Source organism: Pseudacidovorax intermedius, from assembly GCF_003350475.1.
Taxonomy (GTDB): domain Bacteria; phylum Pseudomonadota; class Gammaproteobacteria; order Burkholderiales; family Burkholderiaceae_C; genus Xenophilus; species Xenophilus intermedius.
In genome coordinates this window covers 70313-90435 of record NZ_QQAV01000006.1, presented here as the reverse complement: position 1 = coordinate 90435, position 20123 = coordinate 70313, and the positions used below count along the sequence as shown (strand labels likewise).

At 71.5% G+C, this 20123-nt stretch carries 19 protein-coding genes and 1 tRNA gene; 11 read left to right on the top strand and 9 right to left on the bottom strand.

The features are described 5' to 3' along the window. Nucleotides 1–6 precede the first annotated feature (6 nt). Nucleotides 7–91, top strand: a tRNA-Leu gene (locus tag DFR41_RS16010). A 200-nt stretch (nt 92–291) separates the two neighbouring features. Continuing rightward, nucleotides 292–525: a hypothetical protein gene (locus DFR41_RS16005; protein WP_017758279.1), complete on the top strand. Its 234-nt coding sequence runs from the start codon at nt 292–294 to the stop codon at nt 523–525. 17 nt (nt 526–542) lie between these two features. On the opposite strand, the gene DFR41_RS16000 is transcribed toward DFR41_RS16005, so the two are convergent. Continuing rightward, nucleotides 543–1934 carry an aminotransferase-like domain-containing protein gene (locus DFR41_RS16000; RefSeq protein ID WP_114803443.1) on the bottom strand — a complete coding sequence of 464 codons (1392 nt, stop codon included), beginning with the start codon at nt 1932–1934 and terminating at the stop codon, nt 543–545. Between the two features lie 356 nt (nt 1935–2290). On the opposite strand from DFR41_RS16000, the gene DFR41_RS15995 reads away from it, so the two are divergent. From DFR41_RS15995 to DFR41_RS15960, 8 genes are all read left to right on the top strand, one after another. After that, the gene (locus tag DFR41_RS15995) at nt 2291–2773 is read left to right on the top strand and encodes an MSMEG_0572/Sll0783 family nitrogen starvation response protein (protein ID WP_017761953.1); all 483 of its coding nucleotides are present in this window, start codon (nt 2291–2293) and stop codon (nt 2771–2773) included. A gap of 20 nt (nt 2774–2793) precedes the next feature. After that, on the top strand, nt 2794–3789 hold the full coding sequence (locus tag DFR41_RS15990; RefSeq protein WP_211322602.1) for a Nit6803 family nitrilase: 996 nt from the start codon (nt 2794–2796) through the stop codon (nt 3787–3789). A gap of 20 nt (nt 3790–3809) precedes the next feature. Further along, nucleotides 3810–4907, top strand: coding sequence for an MSMEG_0568 family radical SAM protein (locus DFR41_RS15985; protein WP_114803442.1), 1098 nt, complete (start codon nt 3810–3812; stop codon nt 4905–4907). A 159-nt stretch (nt 4908–5066) separates the two neighbouring features. Further along, a complete protein-coding gene (locus DFR41_RS15980; RefSeq protein WP_114803600.1) occupies nt 5067–5609 on the top strand; it encodes an MSMEG_0567/Sll0786 family nitrogen starvation N-acetyltransferase in 543 nt (180 codons plus the stop codon). Beyond that, nucleotides 5606–6871, top strand: a complete 1266-nt coding sequence (locus tag DFR41_RS15975) for a sll0787 family AIR synthase-like protein (RefSeq protein ID WP_114803441.1) — start codon at nt 5606–5608, stop codon at nt 6869–6871. The genes DFR41_RS15980 and DFR41_RS15975 overlap by 4 nt, the downstream gene beginning before the upstream one ends. Then, nucleotides 6864–8114 (top strand): MSMEG_0565 family glycosyltransferase, encoded by a 1251-nt coding sequence (locus tag DFR41_RS15970; RefSeq protein ID WP_114803440.1) that lies wholly within the window; start codon nt 6864–6866, stop codon nt 8112–8114. The genes DFR41_RS15975 and DFR41_RS15970 overlap by 8 nt, the downstream gene beginning before the upstream one ends. Next, the gene (locus DFR41_RS15965) at nt 8102–8395 is read left to right on the top strand and encodes an MSMEG_0570 family nitrogen starvation response protein (RefSeq protein WP_017758741.1); all 294 of its coding nucleotides are present in this window, start codon (nt 8102–8104) and stop codon (nt 8393–8395) included. Before DFR41_RS15970 ends, DFR41_RS15965 begins: the two co-directional genes overlap by 13 nt. Before the next feature lie 35 nt (nt 8396–8430). Further along, nucleotides 8431–9723: an MSMEG_0569 family flavin-dependent oxidoreductase gene (locus DFR41_RS15960; RefSeq protein ID WP_114803439.1), complete on the top strand. Its 1293-nt coding sequence runs from the start codon at nt 8431–8433 to the stop codon at nt 9721–9723. 21 nt (nt 9724–9744) lie between these two features. Here the strand turns inward: DFR41_RS15960 and DFR41_RS15955 are convergent, their stop codons facing one another. The 5 genes from DFR41_RS15955 to DFR41_RS15935 form a co-directional block, all read right to left on the bottom strand. Next, nucleotides 9745–10716 (bottom strand): Bug family tripartite tricarboxylate transporter substrate binding protein, encoded by a 972-nt coding sequence (locus DFR41_RS15955; RefSeq protein ID WP_114803438.1) that lies wholly within the window; start codon nt 10714–10716, stop codon nt 9745–9747. Then, nucleotides 10713–12182, bottom strand: coding sequence for an NAD-dependent succinate-semialdehyde dehydrogenase (locus DFR41_RS15950; RefSeq protein ID WP_114803437.1), 1470 nt, complete (start codon nt 12180–12182; stop codon nt 10713–10715). The genes DFR41_RS15955 and DFR41_RS15950 overlap by 4 nt, the downstream gene beginning before the upstream one ends. Next, on the bottom strand, nt 12179–12937 hold the full coding sequence (locus tag DFR41_RS15945) for an SDR family oxidoreductase (protein WP_114803436.1): 759 nt from the start codon (nt 12935–12937) through the stop codon (nt 12179–12181). The genes DFR41_RS15950 and DFR41_RS15945 overlap by 4 nt, the downstream gene beginning before the upstream one ends. Nucleotides 12938–13008: 71 nt before the next feature. Next, nucleotides 13009–13968, bottom strand: coding sequence for a PDR/VanB family oxidoreductase (locus DFR41_RS15940; protein ID WP_114803435.1), 960 nt, complete (start codon nt 13966–13968; stop codon nt 13009–13011). After that, the gene (locus tag DFR41_RS15935) at nt 13965–15008 is read right to left on the bottom strand and encodes an aromatic ring-hydroxylating dioxygenase subunit alpha (RefSeq protein ID WP_114803434.1); all 1044 of its coding nucleotides are present in this window, start codon (nt 15006–15008) and stop codon (nt 13965–13967) included. The genes DFR41_RS15940 and DFR41_RS15935 overlap by 4 nt, the downstream gene beginning before the upstream one ends. Before the next feature lie 96 nt (nt 15009–15104). Between DFR41_RS15935 and DFR41_RS15930 the strand changes: the two genes are divergently transcribed. Continuing rightward, the gene (locus DFR41_RS15930) at nt 15105–16022 is read left to right on the top strand and encodes a LysR substrate-binding domain-containing protein (RefSeq protein ID WP_114803433.1); all 918 of its coding nucleotides are present in this window, start codon (nt 15105–15107) and stop codon (nt 16020–16022) included. Between the two features lie 10 nt (nt 16023–16032). Here DFR41_RS15930 and DFR41_RS27730 read toward each other — a convergent pair whose 3' ends face one another. The 3 genes from DFR41_RS27730 to DFR41_RS15920 are packed head-to-tail and all read right to left on the bottom strand — an operon-like array spanning nt 16033 to nt 20103. Next, nucleotides 16033–17211 (bottom strand): CMD domain-containing protein, encoded by a 1179-nt coding sequence (locus DFR41_RS27730; protein WP_170159399.1) that lies wholly within the window; start codon nt 17209–17211, stop codon nt 16033–16035. Next, nucleotides 17208–18518, bottom strand: coding sequence for an acyl-CoA thioester hydrolase/BAAT C-terminal domain-containing protein (locus DFR41_RS27725; protein ID WP_170159398.1), 1311 nt, complete (start codon nt 18516–18518; stop codon nt 17208–17210). The genes DFR41_RS27730 and DFR41_RS27725 overlap by 4 nt, the downstream gene beginning before the upstream one ends. 10 nt (nt 18519–18528) lie before the next feature. Further along, the gene (locus DFR41_RS15920; protein WP_017757173.1) at nt 18529–20103 is read right to left on the bottom strand and encodes an ABC transporter substrate-binding protein; all 1575 of its coding nucleotides are present in this window, start codon (nt 20101–20103) and stop codon (nt 18529–18531) included. Nucleotides 20104–20123 lie beyond the last annotated feature (20 nt).

Genomic DNA, 20123 nt, shown 5'->3' with positions numbered 1-20123 from the left:
CTTCGTGCCGGAGTGGTGAAATTGGTAGACGCAGGGGACTCAAAATCCCCCGCCGCAAGGCGTGCCGGTTCGATTCCGGCCTCCGGCACCAACGACTGCGCAGCAGGGCCTTCAACGGCCCGCGCCCGTCGTTCCAACCAGCGTTGCGCGTTCCCGCCTTCCGGCATCCGCAGCCTGCGGGCTGGTCCTCGTCCGAGGGCGCATGCCGGCACGGCTTTCCAGGGAGCCCGCCTCCCCTCGTACTGCGCTGCATTGACCGATACGCCCGACTCCCTTCCCCCAGCTTCCGGCATGAGCGACCGCCCGGCCGCGCCGATGGGTGCTCGCCCCACCGACGAGACCGACGGGTCACGCATGCCACCCGCCGGCAACGCGCCGGACCCGGCCGTCGAATCCGACAGTCCCGCCTCGCTGCGCCAGCGTTTCGGCGAGGCCGCGTCGATGTTCGGCAAGCTCGACACCCGCCCCTTCGACGAGCGCAACCGCCCCGCGCCCTGGTGGTCGCGCTGGCTGCGCCGGCGTTGAGCTGAGCCCCTGATCGATCAGCCCGCGCGGCAGCCGAGCACGGCGTCGCGCACCGCCCGCAGCGCCCGGCCGCAGTCGTCGCGTGTGAGCGGGCCGCCCAGGCACAGGCGCAGGGCCTCGGGCGGCATGCGGTCGGTCGAGAAGGCCTGGCTGGCCACGGCCGCCACGCCCATCTGCTGCAGCTGCTGCGCCAGCTCGGCGCTCACGCAGCGGCCTCCCCCGTCACCCTCATCGCCCTCCAGCGGCAGCCAGGCATGGAAGCCCTGCGGATGCGTGCGCAGGCCCAGGTCGCCCAGCAGCTCACGCGCCAGGGCGCTGCGCCAGCTGCATTCGGCGCGCATGGCATCGAGCGCCTGCGCCGCCAGGCCCGAGCCCAGCCAGTGCGTGACCAGCCCCGTGGTCAAGGGCGAGGCCATCACGGTGGTGGCCCGCAGCGCGCCGGCTAGGCGCTGCGTGGCGGCATCGGTGGGCGCCAGCACGAAGGCATTGCGCAGACCCGCGCCCAGCCACTTGGAAGTGCCGCTCACGTAGTAGGTGAGCGCCGGCGCGAAGTCCGCCAGCGGCGGCGGCACGGCCGGGGCCAGCATGCCGTAGGCGTCGTCCTCGATGATGGGCACGCTGTGGTGGGCGGCGATGTCCGCCAGGGCCTCGCGACGGCCCAGCGACAGCGTGGCGGTGGTCGGGTTGTGCAGGTTGGGGCACAGGTACAGCGCGCCGATGGACGCGCTCTTGCACAGCGTCTCGAAGGACTGCGGCACGATGCCTTCCTCGTCGCACTGCAGCGGCTGCAGCTGCGTGCCCAGCTGCGCGGCGATGGCCTTGAGCCCCGGGTACAGCAGCGACTCCACCGCCAGGCTCTGACCGGGCCGCACCAGCAGGCTGAGCAGCGCCAGCAGCACGCTGTGGATGCCCGGCGCCACCAGCGTGTGCTCGGCACGCGCATGGCCCACCCATTGGCGCAGCCACTGCGCCGCGGCCTCGCGGTCGCGCGGGCTGCCGCCGAAGTCCTGGTAGCGCATCAGCTCGGCCACCGGCGTGGCGGCGACGAAGGCGGCGGCCTCGTCCTGCAGCTGCTGGCCCACGGGATGGTCGTTCAGCTCCGGCGGCATGTTCATCGTCATCTCGGCGCCGGTGCCGCCGCGCAGCGGCAGGCCGATGAAGGAGCCGCGCACATAGGAGCCCAACCCCGGCCGCGACGCGATGAGCCCACGCTCGCGCGCCTGCGCGAAGCCACGCACCACCGTCGTGTAGTTCAGCCCCAGCTGCTGGGCCAGATCGCGCAGCGGCGGCAGGCGGTCACGCGGTGCGAGGCGACCGCGCTGGAGGTCTTCCGCGAGCAGGTCGGGAATGAGCTGATAGGCCGGAAGTTCGCTGTGTCTCAGCCGCGCGGCCCAGTGCGAGAAGGGCATGAAGGAATGGCTTTCAGGCGCTCGGAAAGCTCCGAGTAGAGCGCAATACGCCGCCGACGTGCGGCCCCGGCGCGTGCTTGTTTTGGTGCGCCATGCCATTGATCGGATGCATTGATTGCATCGGCCTGCGGCGCACTGGTGCATCGGGCCTGGCGGGCTCGCAGCGCCATGCCAGGCCGCCGTCGGGCGCATGCGCGCATGCCCATTGGCTTGATCGGCCATTGATCGGCCAGGCCGCCCGGCCAGCGGCCCGTTCCTCGCAAAGAGGCTGGCACCGCAGTGCGATGCGCCGCTTTCTCGAAAGGCCCCGCGCCGCGGCCCCACCCGATCCACCGCCAACCGCAACCGAGGTGCCCATGCCCCAAGTGACCCATCCCGCCGCCCAGAAGGGCGACTTCCTGGTCGACTACGAAGAGAAGGTCTTCGAAGACGTCAAGGCCGAGCCCGGCGAGAAGGCCCTGGTGACCTTCCACACCGTGGCCTTCGAAGGCTCCATCGGCTTCGTGAACCTGCTGCAGGCCACGCGGCTGCAACGCAAGGGCTTCGAGACCTCGATCCTGCTCTACGGCCCCGGCGTGACGCTGGGCGTCAAGCGCGGCTTTCCCAAGCTGGGCGACTCGGCCTTTCCGGGCCACCAGAACTTCAACGAGCAGATCACCAAGTTCATCGCCGAAGGCGGCAAGGTCTACGCCTGCCGCTTCGCGCTGCAGGCCCTGTACGGCCACGGCGAGGGCGCGCTGATCGAAGGCATCCGCCCCATCAACCCGCTGGACGTGCTCGACGTCGTGCTGCTGCACCGCAAGCAGGGCGCCTTCATCCTCGACACCTGGACGCTCTGAGCGTCGCCCCGGAGCAGCCGATGGCCCTGCGGAAGAAGAAGACCGTGCGCGCCGCCGCCGCGCAGATCGCGCCCGACCTGGACAGCGAAGGCGGCACCCTGGCCCGCGTGCTGGAGACGGTGCACGAGGCGGCCCGCCGGGGCGTGGAGCTGATCGTCTTTCCCGAGACCTTCGTGCCCTACTACCCCTACTTCTCCTTCGTGCAGCCGCCGGCGCGCCAGGGCGCGGACCACCTGCTGTTGATGCAGCGCGCGCCCACCGTGCCCGGCCCCATGACCGAGGCCGTGGCTGCCGCCGCGCGGCAAGCCGGCATGGTGGTGGTGCTGGGGGTGAACGAGCGCGACCACGGCAGCCTCTACAACACGCAGCTGGTCTTCGATGCCGACGGCCGGCTCGTGCTCAAGCGCCGCAAGATCACGCCCACCTACCACGAGCGCATGGTCTGGGGCCAGGGAGACGGCAGCGGCCTCAAGGCCGTGGACACGGCCGTGGGCCGCGTCGGTGCCCTCGCCTGCTGGGAGCACTACAACCCGCTGGCCCGCTATGCGCTGATGGCGGACCACGAGCAGATCCACTGCGCCCAGTTCCCGGGCTCGCTGGTCGGGCCGATCTTTGCCGAGCAGATGGGCGTGACCATCCGCCACCACGCACTGGAGTCGGGCTGCTTCGTGATCAACGCCACCGGCTGGCTGCACGACGAGCAGGTGCGCCGGCTGATGCCCGACGAGGCCCTGCAGGGCGCACTGCGCGGCGGCTGCCACAGCGCCATCGTCTCGCCCGAAGGCAAGTACCTGGCTGAGCCGCTGACCGAGGGCGAAGGCCTGGTGGTGGCCGACCTGGACCTGGCGCTGATCGACAAGCGCAAACGCATGATGGATTCGGTGGGCCACTACGCGCGCCCCGAACTGCTGTCGCTGGCCATCCGCCGCGATGCCGCCGCCACGACCCGGCCATTGGCCGCGGGCGAGCCGGCTCTTTTGTCCGACGACATTCCCCTGCCCCCGGAGGCCGCATGAATCCGCAGACAAGACAGCTCATGACCGAACTGCAGACCCGCGGCCTGCGGCTCGAAGCGCCGCAGGCGGGCGCCGCCAGCCGCCGCGGTGGGGCCGGCCCCTCGGACCACAAGGCCGTGACGGTGGACGGCGTGACGCTGATGGTGCCGGTGCACACGCACGGCGCCTTCGACTCGCCCTTCGTCGCCGGCACGCCCGATGCGCAGGGCCGCGCCACGCTGCGCCACGGCACCATCCCGATCGCGCAGCTGAGCTTTCCGAAGGCGCCGCGCTTCTACGGCCGCCAGACGGCCGACGGCATTCCCTATCAGCAGATCGCCACGCTGCACGGCACCGACGTGCTGGCCACCACGGTGCTGCAGACCTGCATCCGCTACGAGAGCCGGCGCAAGGCCTGCCGCTTCTGCGCCATCGGCCAGTCGCTGGCGGCCGGCCGCACCATCGCCCACAAGACGCCCGCGCAACTGGCCGAAGTGGCAAAGGCCGCGGTCGAGCTCGACGGCGTGCGCCACATGGTGATGACCACGGGCACGCCGCCCACCCGCGACCGCGGCGCGCAGGTGCTGTGCGACAGCGCCGCGGCCGTGAAGGCGGCTGTGAACCTGCCCATCCAGGCCCAGTGCGAGCCGCCCGACACCGACGCCTGGTTCCAGCGCCTGAAGGACGCGGGCGTCGACACGCTGGGCATGCACATCGAGGTGGTGGGCGAGGACCTGCGCCGGCAGATCCTGCCCGGCAAGGCCGAGGTGCCCATGGCCCGCTACTGGGAGGCCTTCGAGGCGGCGGTGGCCGTGTTCGGCCGCGGTCAGGTCAGCACCTACCTGCTGGCCGGCCTGGGCGACAGCGCGCAGACCCTGCTGGCCACCAGCGAGCGGCTGCTGGCGCTGGGTGTGTATCCCTTCGTCGTGCCGTTCGTGCCCATCAGCGGCACGCCGCTGGAAGACCATGCGCCGCCCGACGCCGACTTCATGCGCGCGGTGCTGGAGCCGCTGGGCGCGATGGTGCGCCAGGCCGGCCTGCGCGCGGCGGACATCAAGGCCGGCTGCGGCAAGTGCGCCGCGTGCTCGACGCTGTCGGTGTTCGAGGACGCGGCGGCGCCCCTGGCCGAGGCCGCCTGAACGGCAGGTCTCCTGACCTTCTGACCTCCTGCCCTTCTGGCCTCACGAGCGCACGAGCGCACGAGCGCACGCACGCACGACGACGCCACCGAAGCCCGTCCCGCCCGCCCCTCCGCTGGAGCCCCTCTCATGATCCTCGTCGACGCCCAACCCTGGCTCATGCCGGCGCCCCCTGCGCCGCGGGCCGACCACGCCTTCCGCATCCAGTGGGCCAGCCTTCCGTGGATGCAGCGCGACGCCCTGGCGCTGCGCCGGCAGGTGTTCTGCGAGGAGCAGCGCGTGTTCGACCGAGACGACCGCGACGCCATCGACGCGCTGCCCGGCACACGCACGCTGGTCGCCTGTTCCACGCTGGCCGGACTGCCGGACGAGGTGGTCGGCACGGTACGCATCCACGAGGAATCGCCGGGCACCTGGTGGGGCTCGCGCCTGGCCGTCGCGGCGCCCTGGCGGCGGCACGCGCTGCTGGGCAGCGGCCTCATCCGCCTGGCGGTGAGCAGCGCCCATGCCCGCGGCTGCCGCGAGTTTCTGGCCCATGTGCAGATGCAGAACGTGCCGCTGTTCGAGCGCCTGCACTGGCGGCAGGACGGCGTGGCCGACCTCCACGGCCTGCCCCATGCCCTGATGCGCGCCGACCTGCGCCGGTACCCGCCCTGCCACACGCCCGAGGCCGGCTTCGTGCTGGTGGGGAGCCGGACATGAGCACCCAAGGCCCCGAATCCGTTCGCACTGACTCCAGATCCGTTCGCCCTGAGCCTGTCGAAGGGCGGGACGGCGCGTGGCCGGGGCTTCGACAAGCTCAGCCCGAACGGGTAGGGAGCGATCAGCCCGCCCGGCTTCTGCCCCCGCTGCTCGCCGCCCTGCGCGCCGGCCGCGGCTTCGCGCACAAGCGGGACATCGCCCGCGTGATGCAGGCGCTGGACGGCGACGCGCCAGCCGCCATGGGTGAACCGACGGTCATGCCCACCTACGCATCGACCAACGTCCCCAACGGCGACGACTGCGCCGTGCTGCCGTTGCCGGGCGGCGGCCACCAGCTGCTGGCCATCGAAGGGCTGATGCCCGACTTCGTGCAGCAGCAGCCGTGGTTCGCCGGCTACAGCGCCGTGATGGTCAACCTGAGCGACGTGGCCGCGATGGGCGGTCGGCCCACCGCCGTCGTCGACGCGCTCTGGAGTGCCGACGAGGCCACCACGGCCGAGATGCTGCGCGGCATGCGTGCCGCCTGCGCGCAGTACGGCGTGCCGCTGGTCGGCGGCCACACCAACCTGCGCAGCGCCAGCGCGCAACTGGCCGTGGCGGTGCTGGGGCGGGCCGAGCGGCTCATCTCCAGCTTCGCGGCCCGGCCCGGCGACCGCCTGCTGGTCGCCACCGACCTGCGCGGCGCCTGGCAGGGCGATGCGCCCTTCTGGAACGCCAGCACCGCCGCACCCGCGGCACGCCTGCAGGCCGACCTGGCGTTGCTGCCGCAACTGGCCGAGACCGGGCTGGTCGATGCCGGAAAGGACATCAGCATGGCCGGCGTGCTGGGCACGCTGCTGATGCTGCTGGAGTGCTCGGGCTGCGGTGCGCGCGTCGAACTGGACCGCCTGCCCTGCCCCACGCGCGCCCAGGGCGGCCCCGACTGGCATGAGCAGGGCGATGAAGCACAGGCCAGGCGACTGCGCTGGTTGAGTACCTTCCCCAGCTTCGGCTTCGTCCTCGCCGTCCGGCCCGCGCTGGCTGCCGACGTGCAGGCCCGCTTTTCTGAGCACGGCATCGCCTGCGCTGACATCGGCGAGGTGCAGGCCGGCACACGGCTGGACGTGGCCCTGGGCGCAGAGCAGGCCTGCCTGTGGGACTTGGCCGCGTCGGCCTTCATCCTCGGCGGGCCGGCGACATCGGCGACGGTTCCAACGTCAGCTTCAGCTTCGGCTCGCGCCCCGGCGTTGGTCGAGTCCGCGAAGGCGGGCCACCATGCCTGAGCGCCAACACGTCGATCAGGCACGCGCGGGCCTGCACGTCGGCCTCGCCATGCACAGCGTGCTGCCCCGCGGCGGCGTGATCCACACGCTGGAGCTGGCGACCGCCCTCGCCCAACAAGGCGTCGCCGTGACCGTCTTCGCGCCGGTGGAGCCAGGCCAGATCCTGTTCCGCCCGCTGCCCGACGGCCTGGCGCTGCGACTGCAGGCCCTGCCCATGCCGCGCCCCAACGGCACGCTGCTGGCCGACCAGGTGGGCGAGCGCATCGCGGCCCTGCGCGCCGCACTGCCGGCCGCCGCGGCGCGGGCCGGCGTCGATGTGCTGCACGTGCAGGACAGCCTCAACGGCGCCGCGCTGGCGCAGCGCCCACCGGCCATGCCCTGGCTGCGCACCGTGCATCACCTCGACGACTTCACCGATGCACGCCTGGATGCCTGGCAGGCCATGGCCTGGCAGCGCGCCCGGGCCGTCTGCTGCGTCAGCGACACCTGGTTCGACCAGTTGCGAGCCCGGCCCGAAGCACCGCCCGTGCACCGCGTCTTCAATGGCGTGGACCTGCAGCGCTTTCGCCCCCGCCCCGTGGCGGAGGATGCCGCCGCCCTGTCGGCACTGACGGCCGCCGGCCTTGACGATGCGCCGATGTTGCTGGCCCTGGGCGGCGTGGAGGCGCGCAAGAACAGCGCGCGTCTGCTGCGCGCCTTCGCCCGGCTGCGCCGCGAAGTGCCGCAGGCGGCCCGCGCCCGCCTGCTGGTGGCCGGCGGCGCCAGCCTGCTGCAGCACGGTGCCGAACAGCAGCGCTGGCAGGCCGCCCTGGCCGACTGCGGCCTGGACGAAGGCGCCGGCCGGCCGGTCTGGCGCACCGGCCCCCTGCCTGATGCGGCCATCGCCGCCCTCATGCGCCGTGCCCGACTCCTGGCCATGCCCTCGCTCTACGAAGGCTTCGGACTGGTGGCGCTGGAGGCGCTGGCCTGCGGCACGCCGGTGCTGGTCTCGCGCCGGGCGCCCTTCACCGAACACCTGACCGGCAGTCCCGGCGTGAGCTGGTGCGAGCCGGAGGACGAGGCCAGCGTGGCGCTCGGCCTCGCCCGCGCCTGGACCCAGCCGCGCCTGCCGCAGCCGCCCGCCGTCTGCCACACCCACAGCTGGGCCCGCAGTGCCCGCGCCCATCTGCAGGTCTATCGCCAATGCCTGGCATCGACCCTCTCTTCCCTTGCTTCCCAGGACCCCGCCCCATGCCTGCCATGACCTACACCCTGCGCTGGCCCGACGCCAGCGAGACCACCGCCTACTCGCCCTCGCTGGTGATCCAGGACTACTTCGCGCCTGGCCAGGCCTATGCGCTCGACGACTTCCTGCAGAAGCTGCGCGAGGCCACCGGCATCGCCAACGACCGGGTGCGCGCCAAGTTCGGCTTCGCCTGCTCGCGGGCCAGCGACCAGCTGGCCGACATCGAGGCCCGCGTGGCCCGCCACGCCGGCCAACCCGGCGCCCAGGTGCAGGTGCTGGCCTTCGGGCCGGCGGACTGAGCCACGGCCGCGCTTCCTCATCCACGGAGAAACCCATGACCGCTTCCACCTCACTCGCCCCGCACTACCCCGTCGTCGTCATCGGCGGCGGCCAGGCCGGGCTGTCGACCAGCCACTACCTGCAGCAGGCCGGCATCGCGCACGTCGTGCTCGAAAAGCACCGCATCGGCCATGCCTGGCGCGACCAGCGCTGGGACAGCTTCTGCCTGGTCACGCCCAACTGGCAGTGCCGACTGCCCGACTTTCCCTACGACGGCCCGGACCCGAAGGGCTACATGCTGCGCGACGAGATCGTGGCCTACCTGGAGGCCTTCGCCCGCAAGACCCGCCCGCCGGTCATCGAAGGCGTGTCGGTGCAGGGCGTGCGGCGTCATGCCGATGGAGCGCTCGAAGTGAGCACCTCGCTGGGCACCTGCCTGGCCGACCATGTGGTGGTGGCCACCGGCGGCTACGACATCCCCATCGTGCCCGCCTGCGCCCACAGCCTGCCGCCGGCCATCACCCAGCTGCATTCGGTGGACTACCGCAACCCGGCCCAGTTGCCGCCCGGCGAGGTGCTGGTGGTGGGCTCCGGCCAGTCGGGCGTGCAGATCATGGAAGACCTGCACCTGGCCGGCCGCAAGGTGCACCTGGCCGTGGGCTCGGCCCCGCGCTCGCCGCGCGTGTACCGCGGCCGCGAATCCACCGAATGGCTGCACGAGCTGGGCTTCTACAAGCTCACCGTGGACCGTCATCCGCTCGGCGACGAGGCCCGCCACAAGACCAACCACTACATGACCGGCCGCGACGGCGGCCACGAGATCGACCTGCGCCGCTTCGCGCTGGAAGGGGTGCGGTTGTACGGCACGCTGGCCGACATCCACGGCACGCAGGTGAGCTTCCGCCCCGACCTCACGCGCAACCTCGACGAGGCCGACGAGGTGTACTGCAACATCCGCCGCGACATCGACGCCTACATCGCGCGCGCCGGCATCGACGCGCCGGTGGAACCGCCCTTCCAGAAGGTCTGGCAGCCCGACGCCGATCCGACGCTGCTGGACCTGCAGGCGGCCGGCATCACCACCATCGTGTGGGCCATCGGCTTCCGCGCCGACTACCGGTGGATCGACCTCCCCGTCTTCGACGGCCGCGGCCATCCGCGCTTCCGCCGCGGCGTGACGGCCGAGCCGGGTCTCTACTTCGTCGGCCTGCCCTGGCTCAACACCTGGGGCTCGGGTCGCTTCCTGGGCGTGGCGGACGATGCGCGACACCTGGTGGGGGTGATCGGCCAGCGCCTGGCGTCGGCCGCAACTGCCGAGGCGGCCACACCGGAGCGGCTGGCCGCCTGAGCCTGCGTGCGGCCCGGGGGCTCAGGAAGCCCTAAAGCCCGACTTCTTCACCACCGGGCCCCAGCGCTGTGTGTCCGCGTCCATGGTGCGCTGCAGTTCGGCAGCGCTGCCGCCGCCCACATCCAGGCCCAGCGAGGCAAAGCGCTCGCGCACATCGGGCCGGGCCAGCACCTTGTTGACGGCGCGGTTGATCTGATCGATCTCGGCCGCCGGCGTGCGCGCCGGCGCATACATGGCGAACCAGCCCTTGCCGACGATGTCGGCATAGCCCTGCTCCTTGAAGCTGGGCACGTCCGGCAGCATCGCGCTGCGCGTCTCGCCCGAGGTGGCCAGCACCTTGACCTTGCCGGCCTTGGCGTTCTGCTCCCACTCCATGACCACGTCGATGCCGGCCGGCACATGGTTGCCGAGCACCGCCGCCTGCAGCGCCGAGCCGCCATTGAAGGGCACGTGGATCATGTCCACGCCCAGGGCGCTGCCGATCATCTCGCCGAAGAAATGCGGCAGGCTGCCGGCGGCCGGCGAGCCGAAGCTGGCGTTCTGCGGATTGGCCTTGATCCACGCCACGTATTCCTTGAGCGTGCGCGCGGGCGTCTGCGGCGACACCGCCAGGGCGAAGCCGAAGTCGCACAGCCGCACCACGGGCGCGAAATCTTTCTTCGGGTCGTAGTTGAGCTTGGAGAACACCATGGGGGCCAGCACCGGCACCACGATGGGCGTGACCATCACGGTGTTGCCGTCGGGCGCGGCGGACTTGAGCACATCCGCCGCCAGCCGGCCGCCAGCGCCGGCGCGGTTGTCGATGATCACCGTGCGCTTGAGCTCCTCCCCGAGCTTGTCGGCCACGATGCGCGAGACCACGTCGATGGAGACGCCGGCCGGAAATCCGACCAGCACCTTCAGCAGCCGGTCGGGCTGGGCCAGGGCCGGACCGGCCAGGCTGGAGGCGGCCAGCGCGCCGGCGCTGGCGATGAGTTGGCGTCGCTTGATCATGTCTTATGTCTCCTGTCGTGGTCCTGCGGGACGCTGTAGTGGGTGAATCTTGGCTCCAGAAACGCTTCCATGCCTTCGATGCCGGACTCGCTGCCCCAGCCGCTGGCCTTCAGGCCGCCGAAGGGCGCTTCGGGCACCGACACGCCGATGCCGTTGATGGCGAGACTGCCCACCTCCAGCCGCTGCGAGACGGCGAGGATGGCACGGGCCGAGTCGGTGAAGAGGTAACCCGCCAGCCCATAGTCGCTGCGGTTGGCCAGGCCGATGGCCTCGTCCAGCGTGTCGAAGGGCATCGCGCAGGCGATGGGGCCAAAGGGCTCCTCGACCATGGCAGGCGCGTCGGGCGCGATGTCAGCCAGCAGCGTGGGCGCCGCGAAGAAGCCACCCGACGGCAGGTTGCCGGTACGCGTCAGGACCTGCGCGCCGCAGGCCGCCGACCGCGCCATGAGGTCCTGCACTGCCTGCAGGCGCCGCGCATTGGCCAGCGGTCCCATCTGGCTGCGTGGATCGTGGCCGGGGCCGACGCGCAGGTCATCGGCGGCCGCCTTGAAGGCCTCCAGGAAGTCGCGGTAAAGCGGACGCGCTACGTAGAAGCGCGTCGGCGCGAGACAGGCCTGGCCGGCGTTGCGAAACTTGTGGGCCACCATCATGGCGACGGTGCTCGCCACATCGGCGTCCTCGCACACGATCACCGGTGCATGCCCGCCCAGTTCGAGCGTGATGCGCTTGAGCTGGCCGGCCGCCATCTGCGCCAGATGCCGGCCCACCGGCACCGAGCCGGTGAAGCTCACCTTGCGGATCACGGGCGATTCGATCAGCGCCTTCGACACCTCCGCCGGCACGCCGTACACCAGTTGCAGCACGCCCTCGGGCAGCTCCTCGGCTAGGCAGGCGACCATGGCGGCCACGCTGGCCGGCGTCTCCTCCGCGGCCTTGAGGATGATCGAGCAGCCCGCAGCCAGCGCACCGCCGAGCTTGCGGGCCGACAGCACCAGCGGAAAGTTCCAGGGCGAGAAGGCCGCCACCGGCCCGACCGGCAGCCTGAGCACGTCCATGCGCGACTGCGAGGCACGTGCCGGCAGCACGCGGCCATGCACCCTGCGCGCCTCCTCGGCGTACCACTTGATCAGGTCGGCGGCCATCAGGCATTCGGCGCGGGCCTCGGCCAGCGTCTTGCCCTGCTCAGCGGTGAGCAGCGCGGCGATCTCGTCGGCCTGCGCACGCAGGCGCGCCACGCCGCGCTCCAGCCGGGCGCAGCGCTCGTGCGCCGGCACCTGTCGCCAGGCCTCAAAGGCCAGGCCAGCCGCGCTCAGCGCTTCCTGCAGGTCGGCGGCACTGGCCAGCCGCAGCTCGCCGAGGGGCTCGGCGGTGGCTGGGTCCACCACCGTGTGGCTGCGGTCGCCGCGGCCGGTGCGCCAGCGGCCCGCGATCAGCAGCTCGGGGCAGCGGTAGAAAGGGCCACTCATATGTTGCGCCCGCCGTCCACGTCCAGGCAGACGCCGGTGAGATAGCTGGCTTCGTCGGAGGCCAGGAAAGCCGCGGCGGAGGCCACGTCGGCCGGCCGGGTGAAGCGCCCGAGCGGAATGCGCGACAGGAAGCGCTCCCGGTTGGCAGGCGTGTCCTCCACGCCCATGAAGTCGGCCAGCATGGCCGTCTCGCCGATCATGGGATTGACGGCGTTGACCCGCACGCCATGACGCGCCAGCTCCAGCGCCAGGCCCTTGGTCAGGTTGATCATGGCCGCCTTGCTGGCGCTGTACCAGGTCAGGCCCGGCCCGGGCCGCACACCAGTGGTCGAGGCGACGTTGACCATGCAGCCGCCGCCCTGCTGCACGAAGTGCGGCACCACCACCTGGGCCGACCAGAACACGCTCTTGAGGTTGACCTGCAGCACCCGGTCGAACTCGGCCTCGGTCACTTCCAGCGCAGGCTTGTTGCGGTGCGTGGTGCCGGCGTTGTTGACCATGATGTGCAGGCCGCCGAGCTCGGCGAGCGTGCGCTCGACCAGCGCACGGAAGGGCTGCTCGCGCGCCACGTCGCAGGCGAAGGCGGCGGCGCGGCCCCCGGCCTCGCGGATGCTTGCCGCCACGCGGGCCGCGCCGTCGCCGTTGAGGTCGGCGACCATCACCGAGGCGCCGCGCCGTGCGAACTGCCGCGCAATCTCGGCACCGAAGCCCGATGCGCCGCCGGTGACGATGGCCACCTTGTCCTTGAGTTCCATGTTGTCTCCTGAGTAGCGATGAAGAGAGCCGCCGGCCGGCCTCACAAGGCCCACGCGCCGGCCAGCCGAGGTCAGAGGTCCAGCACCAGCCGCTCCCCCGCGCAGCGGGAGACGCAGGCCATCATTCGCTGGCGGGATGCGGGGTCGGCCGCATCGAGCACCGCGTCGAGATGCCGCACCTCGCCGTCCAGCACCGCGACTTCGCAGGTGCCGCAGAGGCCTTCGCGACAGGCGCTGGGATGCTCGATGCCCAGGCGCCCGAGCGCGGCGAGCACGCTTTCGTCCGCGCCGACACGGGTGCTGCAGCCGCTGCGCGCCAGCACCAGCTCGAAATCGCGGCGCGTGCCGTCGCCCGCAGGCGTGGCGGTGGCGGCAAAGCGCTCCATGTGAAGCCGCCCCGCGGGCCAGTGGCGCGTGGCCGCCTGCAGCGCGTCCAGCATGGGCGCTGGGCCGCAGGCATAGACGCCGTCCCAGCGCGGCTCGCGCAGCAGCGCGTCGAGCCGGGGCGGCCCGTCCTGCTCATCGTCCAGATGCAGCCGCAGCCGGGCGCCGGCGAGTTCGCGCAGCTCTTCCAGGTAGGCCAGGCGCGCGGCGGAGCGGGCGCAAGCCAGCAGCTCCCAGTCCAGCCCCTGGCGGGCACAGTGCCGTGCCATCGCCACGATGGGCGTGATGCCGATGCCGCCGGCCACCAGCAGCACCCGCCGGTCCTGCGGCCGCATGGCGAACAGGTTGCGCGGCGCGCTGGCGTCCACGGCCTGGCCGACCTTGAGCTGCTCGTGGATCCAGCGCGAGCCGCCACGGCTGCGCATGTCCCAGCCCACGGCAATCTCGTAGCGGTCCTGGTTGGCCGCGCCCGCGGCATTCACCAGCGAGTACTGCCGCGTCGGGCCGGCCGGCAGCAGCAGGTCGATGTGGGCGCCGGGCGCGGCACCGGGCAGGGGCCGGTGTTCGGCGTGGCGCAGCACCAGCTGCAGCACATCGCGCGCCACCGCCCGCACCGACTCGACCACCAGGGGCAGCGCGCTGCTCATGCCGCGGTCGCGGCCGTCTCGGCGCGCGCCATGCGGTCGATCAGCCAGCGGGCCTGGTTCAGGCCGGCGTCGGCGCCGATGGCCACCATGGGCCGTTCGGGCACCAGTGCCATCACCTTCTGCTGGCCCTCGATCATGCGACGGTCTTCCTCGAAGGCGACCAGCACGTCCTGGTAGATCTGCTCGGTCATGGCCTCGTCGTCGAGGGCGAAGTTGCGCGCCTGGCAGAACCAGTAGTGGCTGGTGGTGGCGGTCTCGGGGGTCTGGATGGAGGTGTGGCGGAACTGCAGCGCCTCGGGCACCCGGTGGCCGTCGGGCGCACCGGTACCCGCCGGCGCCGAGCCGGCGTCCATGCGCAGCAGCGCGGGCGGCGACCACTGGTAGATCTGCCAGCGGTCCACCTTGCCCTCGAAGCGGGCGACGCGCTTGTGCAGGTTGGGCATCTCGTCGTCCAGGTACCAGCGGCGGATGGTCAGCGTGCCGTTGCCGCTCGTGTCGCGCTCGATCTGCGGCTTGAGCGAGGCAGCGCTGCCGGTGCCCAGCGTGGTCGGGTGGACCCAGGCCAGGTGGGTGAAGTCGAGCAGGTTGTCGACGATCAGCTGGTAGTGCGCCTGGTAGTGCAGGTAGCCGGGCTTCATGCGCCAGTCGGGCGAGTCGTGCCAGAAGAAGTCGGCGATCTGGCTGGCGTCGGCCAGCGCCGCATCGCCCATCCAGATCCACACCAGCCGGTCCTTCTCGACCACGGGATAGCTGCGCACGCAGGTGCGCGGCGGCACGCTGGCCTGGCCGGGAATCTCGACACACGCGCCGGTGGGGTCGAACTTGAGGCCGTGGTACATGCACCGCACGCAGTCGCCTTCCTTGCGGCCCAGGTGCAGCGGGGCGGCGCGATGGCAGCAGCGGTCTTCCAGCGCCACGGCGCGGCCCTGGGTGTCGCGGTAGAGCAGCACCGGCTCGCCGAGCAGCACGCGGGACAGCAAACCATCGGCGGGAATTTCCTGGTCCCATCCCGCCACGTACCAGCAGTTGCGAACGAACATCTTCTTGTCTCCTGATTGGATGGCGCCATGCTAGGAAGGGCCAGGTGAAAGCAGGAAATCGCTTTTTGCGGTGATTGATCCAGAATCCCGATCACCATGAAGTTCCAGACCCTGCAGGCGCTGCTGCACATCGAGGCCCTGGGCAGCATCCGCGCCGCGGCACAGCGGGTGAACCTTTCGCAGCCGGCCTTGACGGCCGCCATCCAGCAACTGGAGGAAGAGCTGAATGCGCCGCTGCTGGTGCGCACGAAGCAGGGCGCCAGCTTCACGGAGTTCGGCCGCGCCTTCCTGGTGCGGGCCCGACTGATGGTCGAAGAGAGCCGGCGCGCCCGCGAGGAGATCGAGCAGCTGCGGGGCCGCTGGGCGGGCAGCGTGCGCTTCTCGACCTCACCCGCCGTGGCACTGTCGCTTTTGCCCCCGGCGCTGCAGGACTTCCGCCGCCGCCATCCCGACGTGCAGGTGGAATGCCGCGACGGCCTCTATCCCGGCATCACGCCGGCCTTGCGCGATGGCACGCTGGACTTCGGCCTGACCCCCGTGCACCGGCAGGAGATCGAGCCCGACCTGGTGGCGGAGCCGCTGCTGGTGACCGAGATCGTGATCGCCTGCCATCGCTGGCATCCGCTGCGGCAGGCGACGCGACTGGCCGAGCTGGCGGATTGCGCGTGGGTCTACTCCAGCGCGCCGCGCGGGCCGGGCGCCATCGTGGAAGAGGCATTCGCGCGCAGCGGCCTTGCGCCACCGCGGCGCGGCATGACCTGCGAGTCCTTCCTGGCCCTGCCGGCCATCGTGGCCCAGTCGGACTTCATGGCCACGCTGCCACGCATGGTGTTTGAGCTGAACGCCTTCCGCGCCGCGCTGTGCGAGGTGCCGATCGAGGACGAGCTACCGCGGCCCACGGTGCATGTGTTGCGTCGGCACGACCTGCCGCTCACACCGGCAGCGCAGGATCTGATCGCCTGGATCCGCCACCATGCCCAGGCCGGGCGCGAGCCGGCCCACGCGCCGGACTGAGCCGGGCGGATCAGCCCTCGCCGCCGTACACCGGCTCGCCCAGGTTGAGCATCAGCCGGTTGGCCCAGGCGAAGATGGCGATGGCGTGGACCAGGTCCAGGATCTCCAGGTCTGACAGACCCGCGGCGCGCAGCGGCGCGATGTCGTCGGCACCAAAGCCGGCCGGCGTGGCGGTCAGCGTGATCGAGGCCTGCACGATGGCCCGCTCGCGGGCGTTGGTGCCGGCGCCCTGCGGTTCGTGGAAGACCTGGGCGATCGCGTCGTTGCGCTTGGTCAGTTGCTCGAAGCGCTGGGCATGCACCGAGGCGCAGTACACGCAGCCGTTGATGCGCGAGACCACGGCGCTGGCCAGTTCGCGCTCGGCGCGCGACAGGCCGCCGGGCGCGTACATGATGGCGTTGAAGACCGTGGAACGCTCCTGCAGGATGGCCGGCTGCTGCACCAGCAGCAGGTAGTAGTCGCTGGTCTTGGCCTTGGGATGGCTGCTTTCCAGCACGGCCGTCTGCTCCGGCGTGGCCTGGGCCAGGTCAAGCACGGGCAGCCAGGCCTTCCAGCCCAGCGTCTCGCTGGTGAAGCCGTTGATGCGGATGGGCTCGCCGGGCTTGGGCAGGTTGGCGGGATGCACGAAGGGCGCCGCCTCTTCCTTGGCCGCGGGCGCCGCAGACTGCGCATCGCCTGCGGCGGCCAGCGCCTGCAGGCCGGCCAGCACGCGCAATTGGTAGGCCACGTAGGCGATGAGCTGGGCCAGGGCCACCACGGCCGGCGTGTCGATGCCGGCGGCGGGCAGCCGCAGCAGCGCGGCCTGGTCGCCCTCCACGGGCTTGTCGGCCAGGGCGATGGTGAAGCGCAGGATCTCGGCCAGGCGGGCGTCTTCGGTGGGGACGGGCTCGCCATCCAGCGCGGCTTGCTGGGCGGCGGTGGGCGTGCCCAGCGCCAGCAGCTGCGTGCGGTAGTGGTCGGCCAATACCGTTACGCCGGCACGGCGCGCGATCTCGTGCGCGGCCAGCAGCCGCTCGGCCAGGCTCAGGCCGGGCAGCGCCGGGTCGAAGAGCCGCGCATGGCTGCCCTGCGTGGCCGCGACCACCTTGTCGCGCTGGTGGCGCACGGCATGCAGCGGCGCACCGTCGGCCAGCGGCACCAGCGCGTCGATCAGGTCGGGGACGGTGGGGGTGGAGGCAGCAGAAGTCATGGCTTGGCCTTGGCCGCCGAGGCGGCCTGTTGGAGAAAGTCGCGCACGCCGGCCCAGGAGGCCTCGTCGGCATGCGCATTGGCGGCGGGCGTGCCGCCGCTGGTGCTGAGCCGGCCCGAGACCGGATGGGCATAGGCCAGCTGCGTGGTCGGCACGAAGGGGAAGACGATGGAATGGCCGGCACCCTCGAAGTCGAGGTGCTCCACCGGCCACGGATGACCATGCGCAGCCAGGCGCTCGACCACCATGCGGCCGTACAGGCTGGAGGGCCAGGAGCCGTCGTCGGTGGCCGACAGCAGCATCACCGGCCCGCGGATGCGCTCGACACGGATGCGGGCGCGCTCCACGGCCTCGGCGTCCTGCAGCGCGGTGAGCAGCGCGTTGGCATGGCGGCGCGGCTCGGGGCCTTCGTCCCAGGGCGCCCATGTCGCCGTGCGGTTGTGCTCCCACAGGTGTGGCAGCGGCTGTCCGCGCCACCACCAAGCGGGGCCGTTGCGGCTGTCGGGGCCGTTCGCGGGGTTGCAGGCGTTCTGCGCGCTGTGCACCACGGCGCCGGGCACGTAGCCGATGACGGCCGAGACCATCTCGGGCATCAGCGTGGCGAGCAACAGCACCAGCTCGCCGCCGCGCGACTGGCCCGACAGGGCGACGAAGCCGCCCGCGGGCCTGAGCTGCGCATGGATCCACTGCAGGGCCGTCTCGAAGTACTCCAGGTGCGTGTCGGAGATGTGGTCGGGCCGGCCGGGCGACTTGAAATAGCCCACGGCCAAAGCCGCATAGCCGTGCGAGGCATAGAGCGCCGCCCGCGGCTCGTTGATGCCGCCGCCGCTGCCATTGAGCACCATCACCGCCGGATGCGGGCCCGGCCCCGGCGGCAGGAAGAGCGTGGCCGACAGGCCGTTGTCGCGCACCTCGCGGCGCGTCACGCCCTCGCCCGTCAGCCGCTGCACGAAGGCGGCCTGCCAACGGGAACCGTCCGCGCGCGTGAGCACCAGCTCGGTCGTGAGCGGCGCGGCAGGCTCGGCGGCAAAGACCTCGCGCGGCGCGCCGGGCTGCTCGGGCACCTGGGCCCAGACCAGGCCCATGGGCGAGACGCCCTCGTAGCTGCCGCCGGCCAGCGGCGCATCGCGGCCCAGGTCCACGGTGCCGTCCGCATCGGCGGTCAGTTCGACCTGCGCCGTCCAGGCAATGCCCGGGCCGCGCACGGTGCGGCTCTCGATGCGCACCCGCTCGCCGGGCGCCAGTCCCTCGGCCGCGATGCGCCGCGGCACATCGATCAGCGCATCGGCGGGCGTGACTTGCAGCATGCGCGCGGCCTCAGTTGGTCCTGGTGACCTGCATGGCCGTCGTGCGGTCGCTCAGCAGCGGCACCACCTTCAGGCCCTTCTTCGCGGCCCAGATGTTCTGGTAGTGGAAGAGCGGGATGTGACCGACGTCGTCCGTCACCAGCTTGGCCGCGTGGCGGAAGATGGCCTCGCGCCGACGGGCGTCGAACTCGACGGTGGCGGCATCCAGCGCCTTGTCCACGTTCTCGTTGCTGTAGCGGCCCCAGTTGTTGATGCCGCGGCCCCGCTTGGGGTCGTAGCTGGCCAGGGTCTGCAGCAGGCCGTATCCGGCCTCGCCGGTGCCGTTGCCCCAGGCGATCACGCTGACGGCGTACTCGTTCTTGGACGCGCGGCCCGAGTACACCGACCAGGGCACCACCTCCACCTTGGTCTTGACGCCGATGCGCGACCAGAATTGCGCCACGGCCTGCACCGTCTCGGGCGCCTGCGGATAGCGGTCGCCCGGCACGTGGATGCTGATCTGGAAGCCCTGCGGATAGCCGGCCTCGGCCAGCAGCTTCTTGGCCTGCTCGGCGTTGTAGGGAATGTCCTTGACCTCGGGGTTGTAGCCGAAGCTGTTCTTGGGCATCCACTGGTTGGCCTCGGTCACGGTGCCCTGCAGCACGCGGTCCACGATGGCCTTGCGGTTGATGCCCAGCGACAGCGCCTGGCGCACGCGCAGGTCGGTCAACGGGTTCTTGTCCAGCACCTTGCCGGCGTTGTCGGTGATGAATTCGTTGGGGCCTTCGCGCAGCGTCGGCTGCAGCAGCAGCACGCGCAGGCCCGGGTAGGTGTAGACGCTGACCTTCGGGTCCTTGCGCAACTTCTCGACATCGGTGACGGCCACCTTGTCGATCACGTCCACGTCGCCGGCCAGCAGCGCCGCGGTGCGGGCGGCACCGTTGTTGATGAAGCGGTAGGTCACCTTCTCCCACTGCGGCTTGGGGCCCCAGTACGTGGGATTGCGCTCGAACACCGTGCGGTCGCCCGGCGTGTACGAGATGAACTTGTAGGGGCCGGTGCCCACGACGGCCTTGCCGCTGTTGTAGTCCTCGGTGCGGGCCTTCTCGCCCACATGCTTGCTCACCACGTAGATCGAGGCGATCTCCAGCGGCAGCATGGGGTTGGGCGTGCTGGTCTTGACGATCAGCGTGCCCGGGTCCTTGGCGGTGGCCGATTCCACCGAGCGCAGCGCGCCCGAGTACGAGGCCACCGAGCCCGGCACGCTGCGCGCGCGCTGGAAGGAGAACACGATGTCATCGGCCGACACGGGCGTGCCGTCCTGCCACTTGATGGCGGTGTTGATCTTGAATTCCCAGGTCTTGTCGTCCAGCGACTTCCAGCTGGAGGCCAGGCCCGGGTCCAGCTTGCCGCCGTCGCGCGAGGTGACCAGCGAATCCCAGAAATGCAGCGCCAGCGAGCGGTCACCCGCGTGGTTGTTGAGCTGCGGGTCCACCGACGAGACGGGGTCGGCGAAGCCGATGGCGAGGTTCTGCGCCGCGGCGCCGGCGGCGGCGATCAGGGCGGCGGCCGCGATGGCCGCGGTGCGCAGGGAATGGGAAGTCATGGCGATCCTTTCGTCAGGGA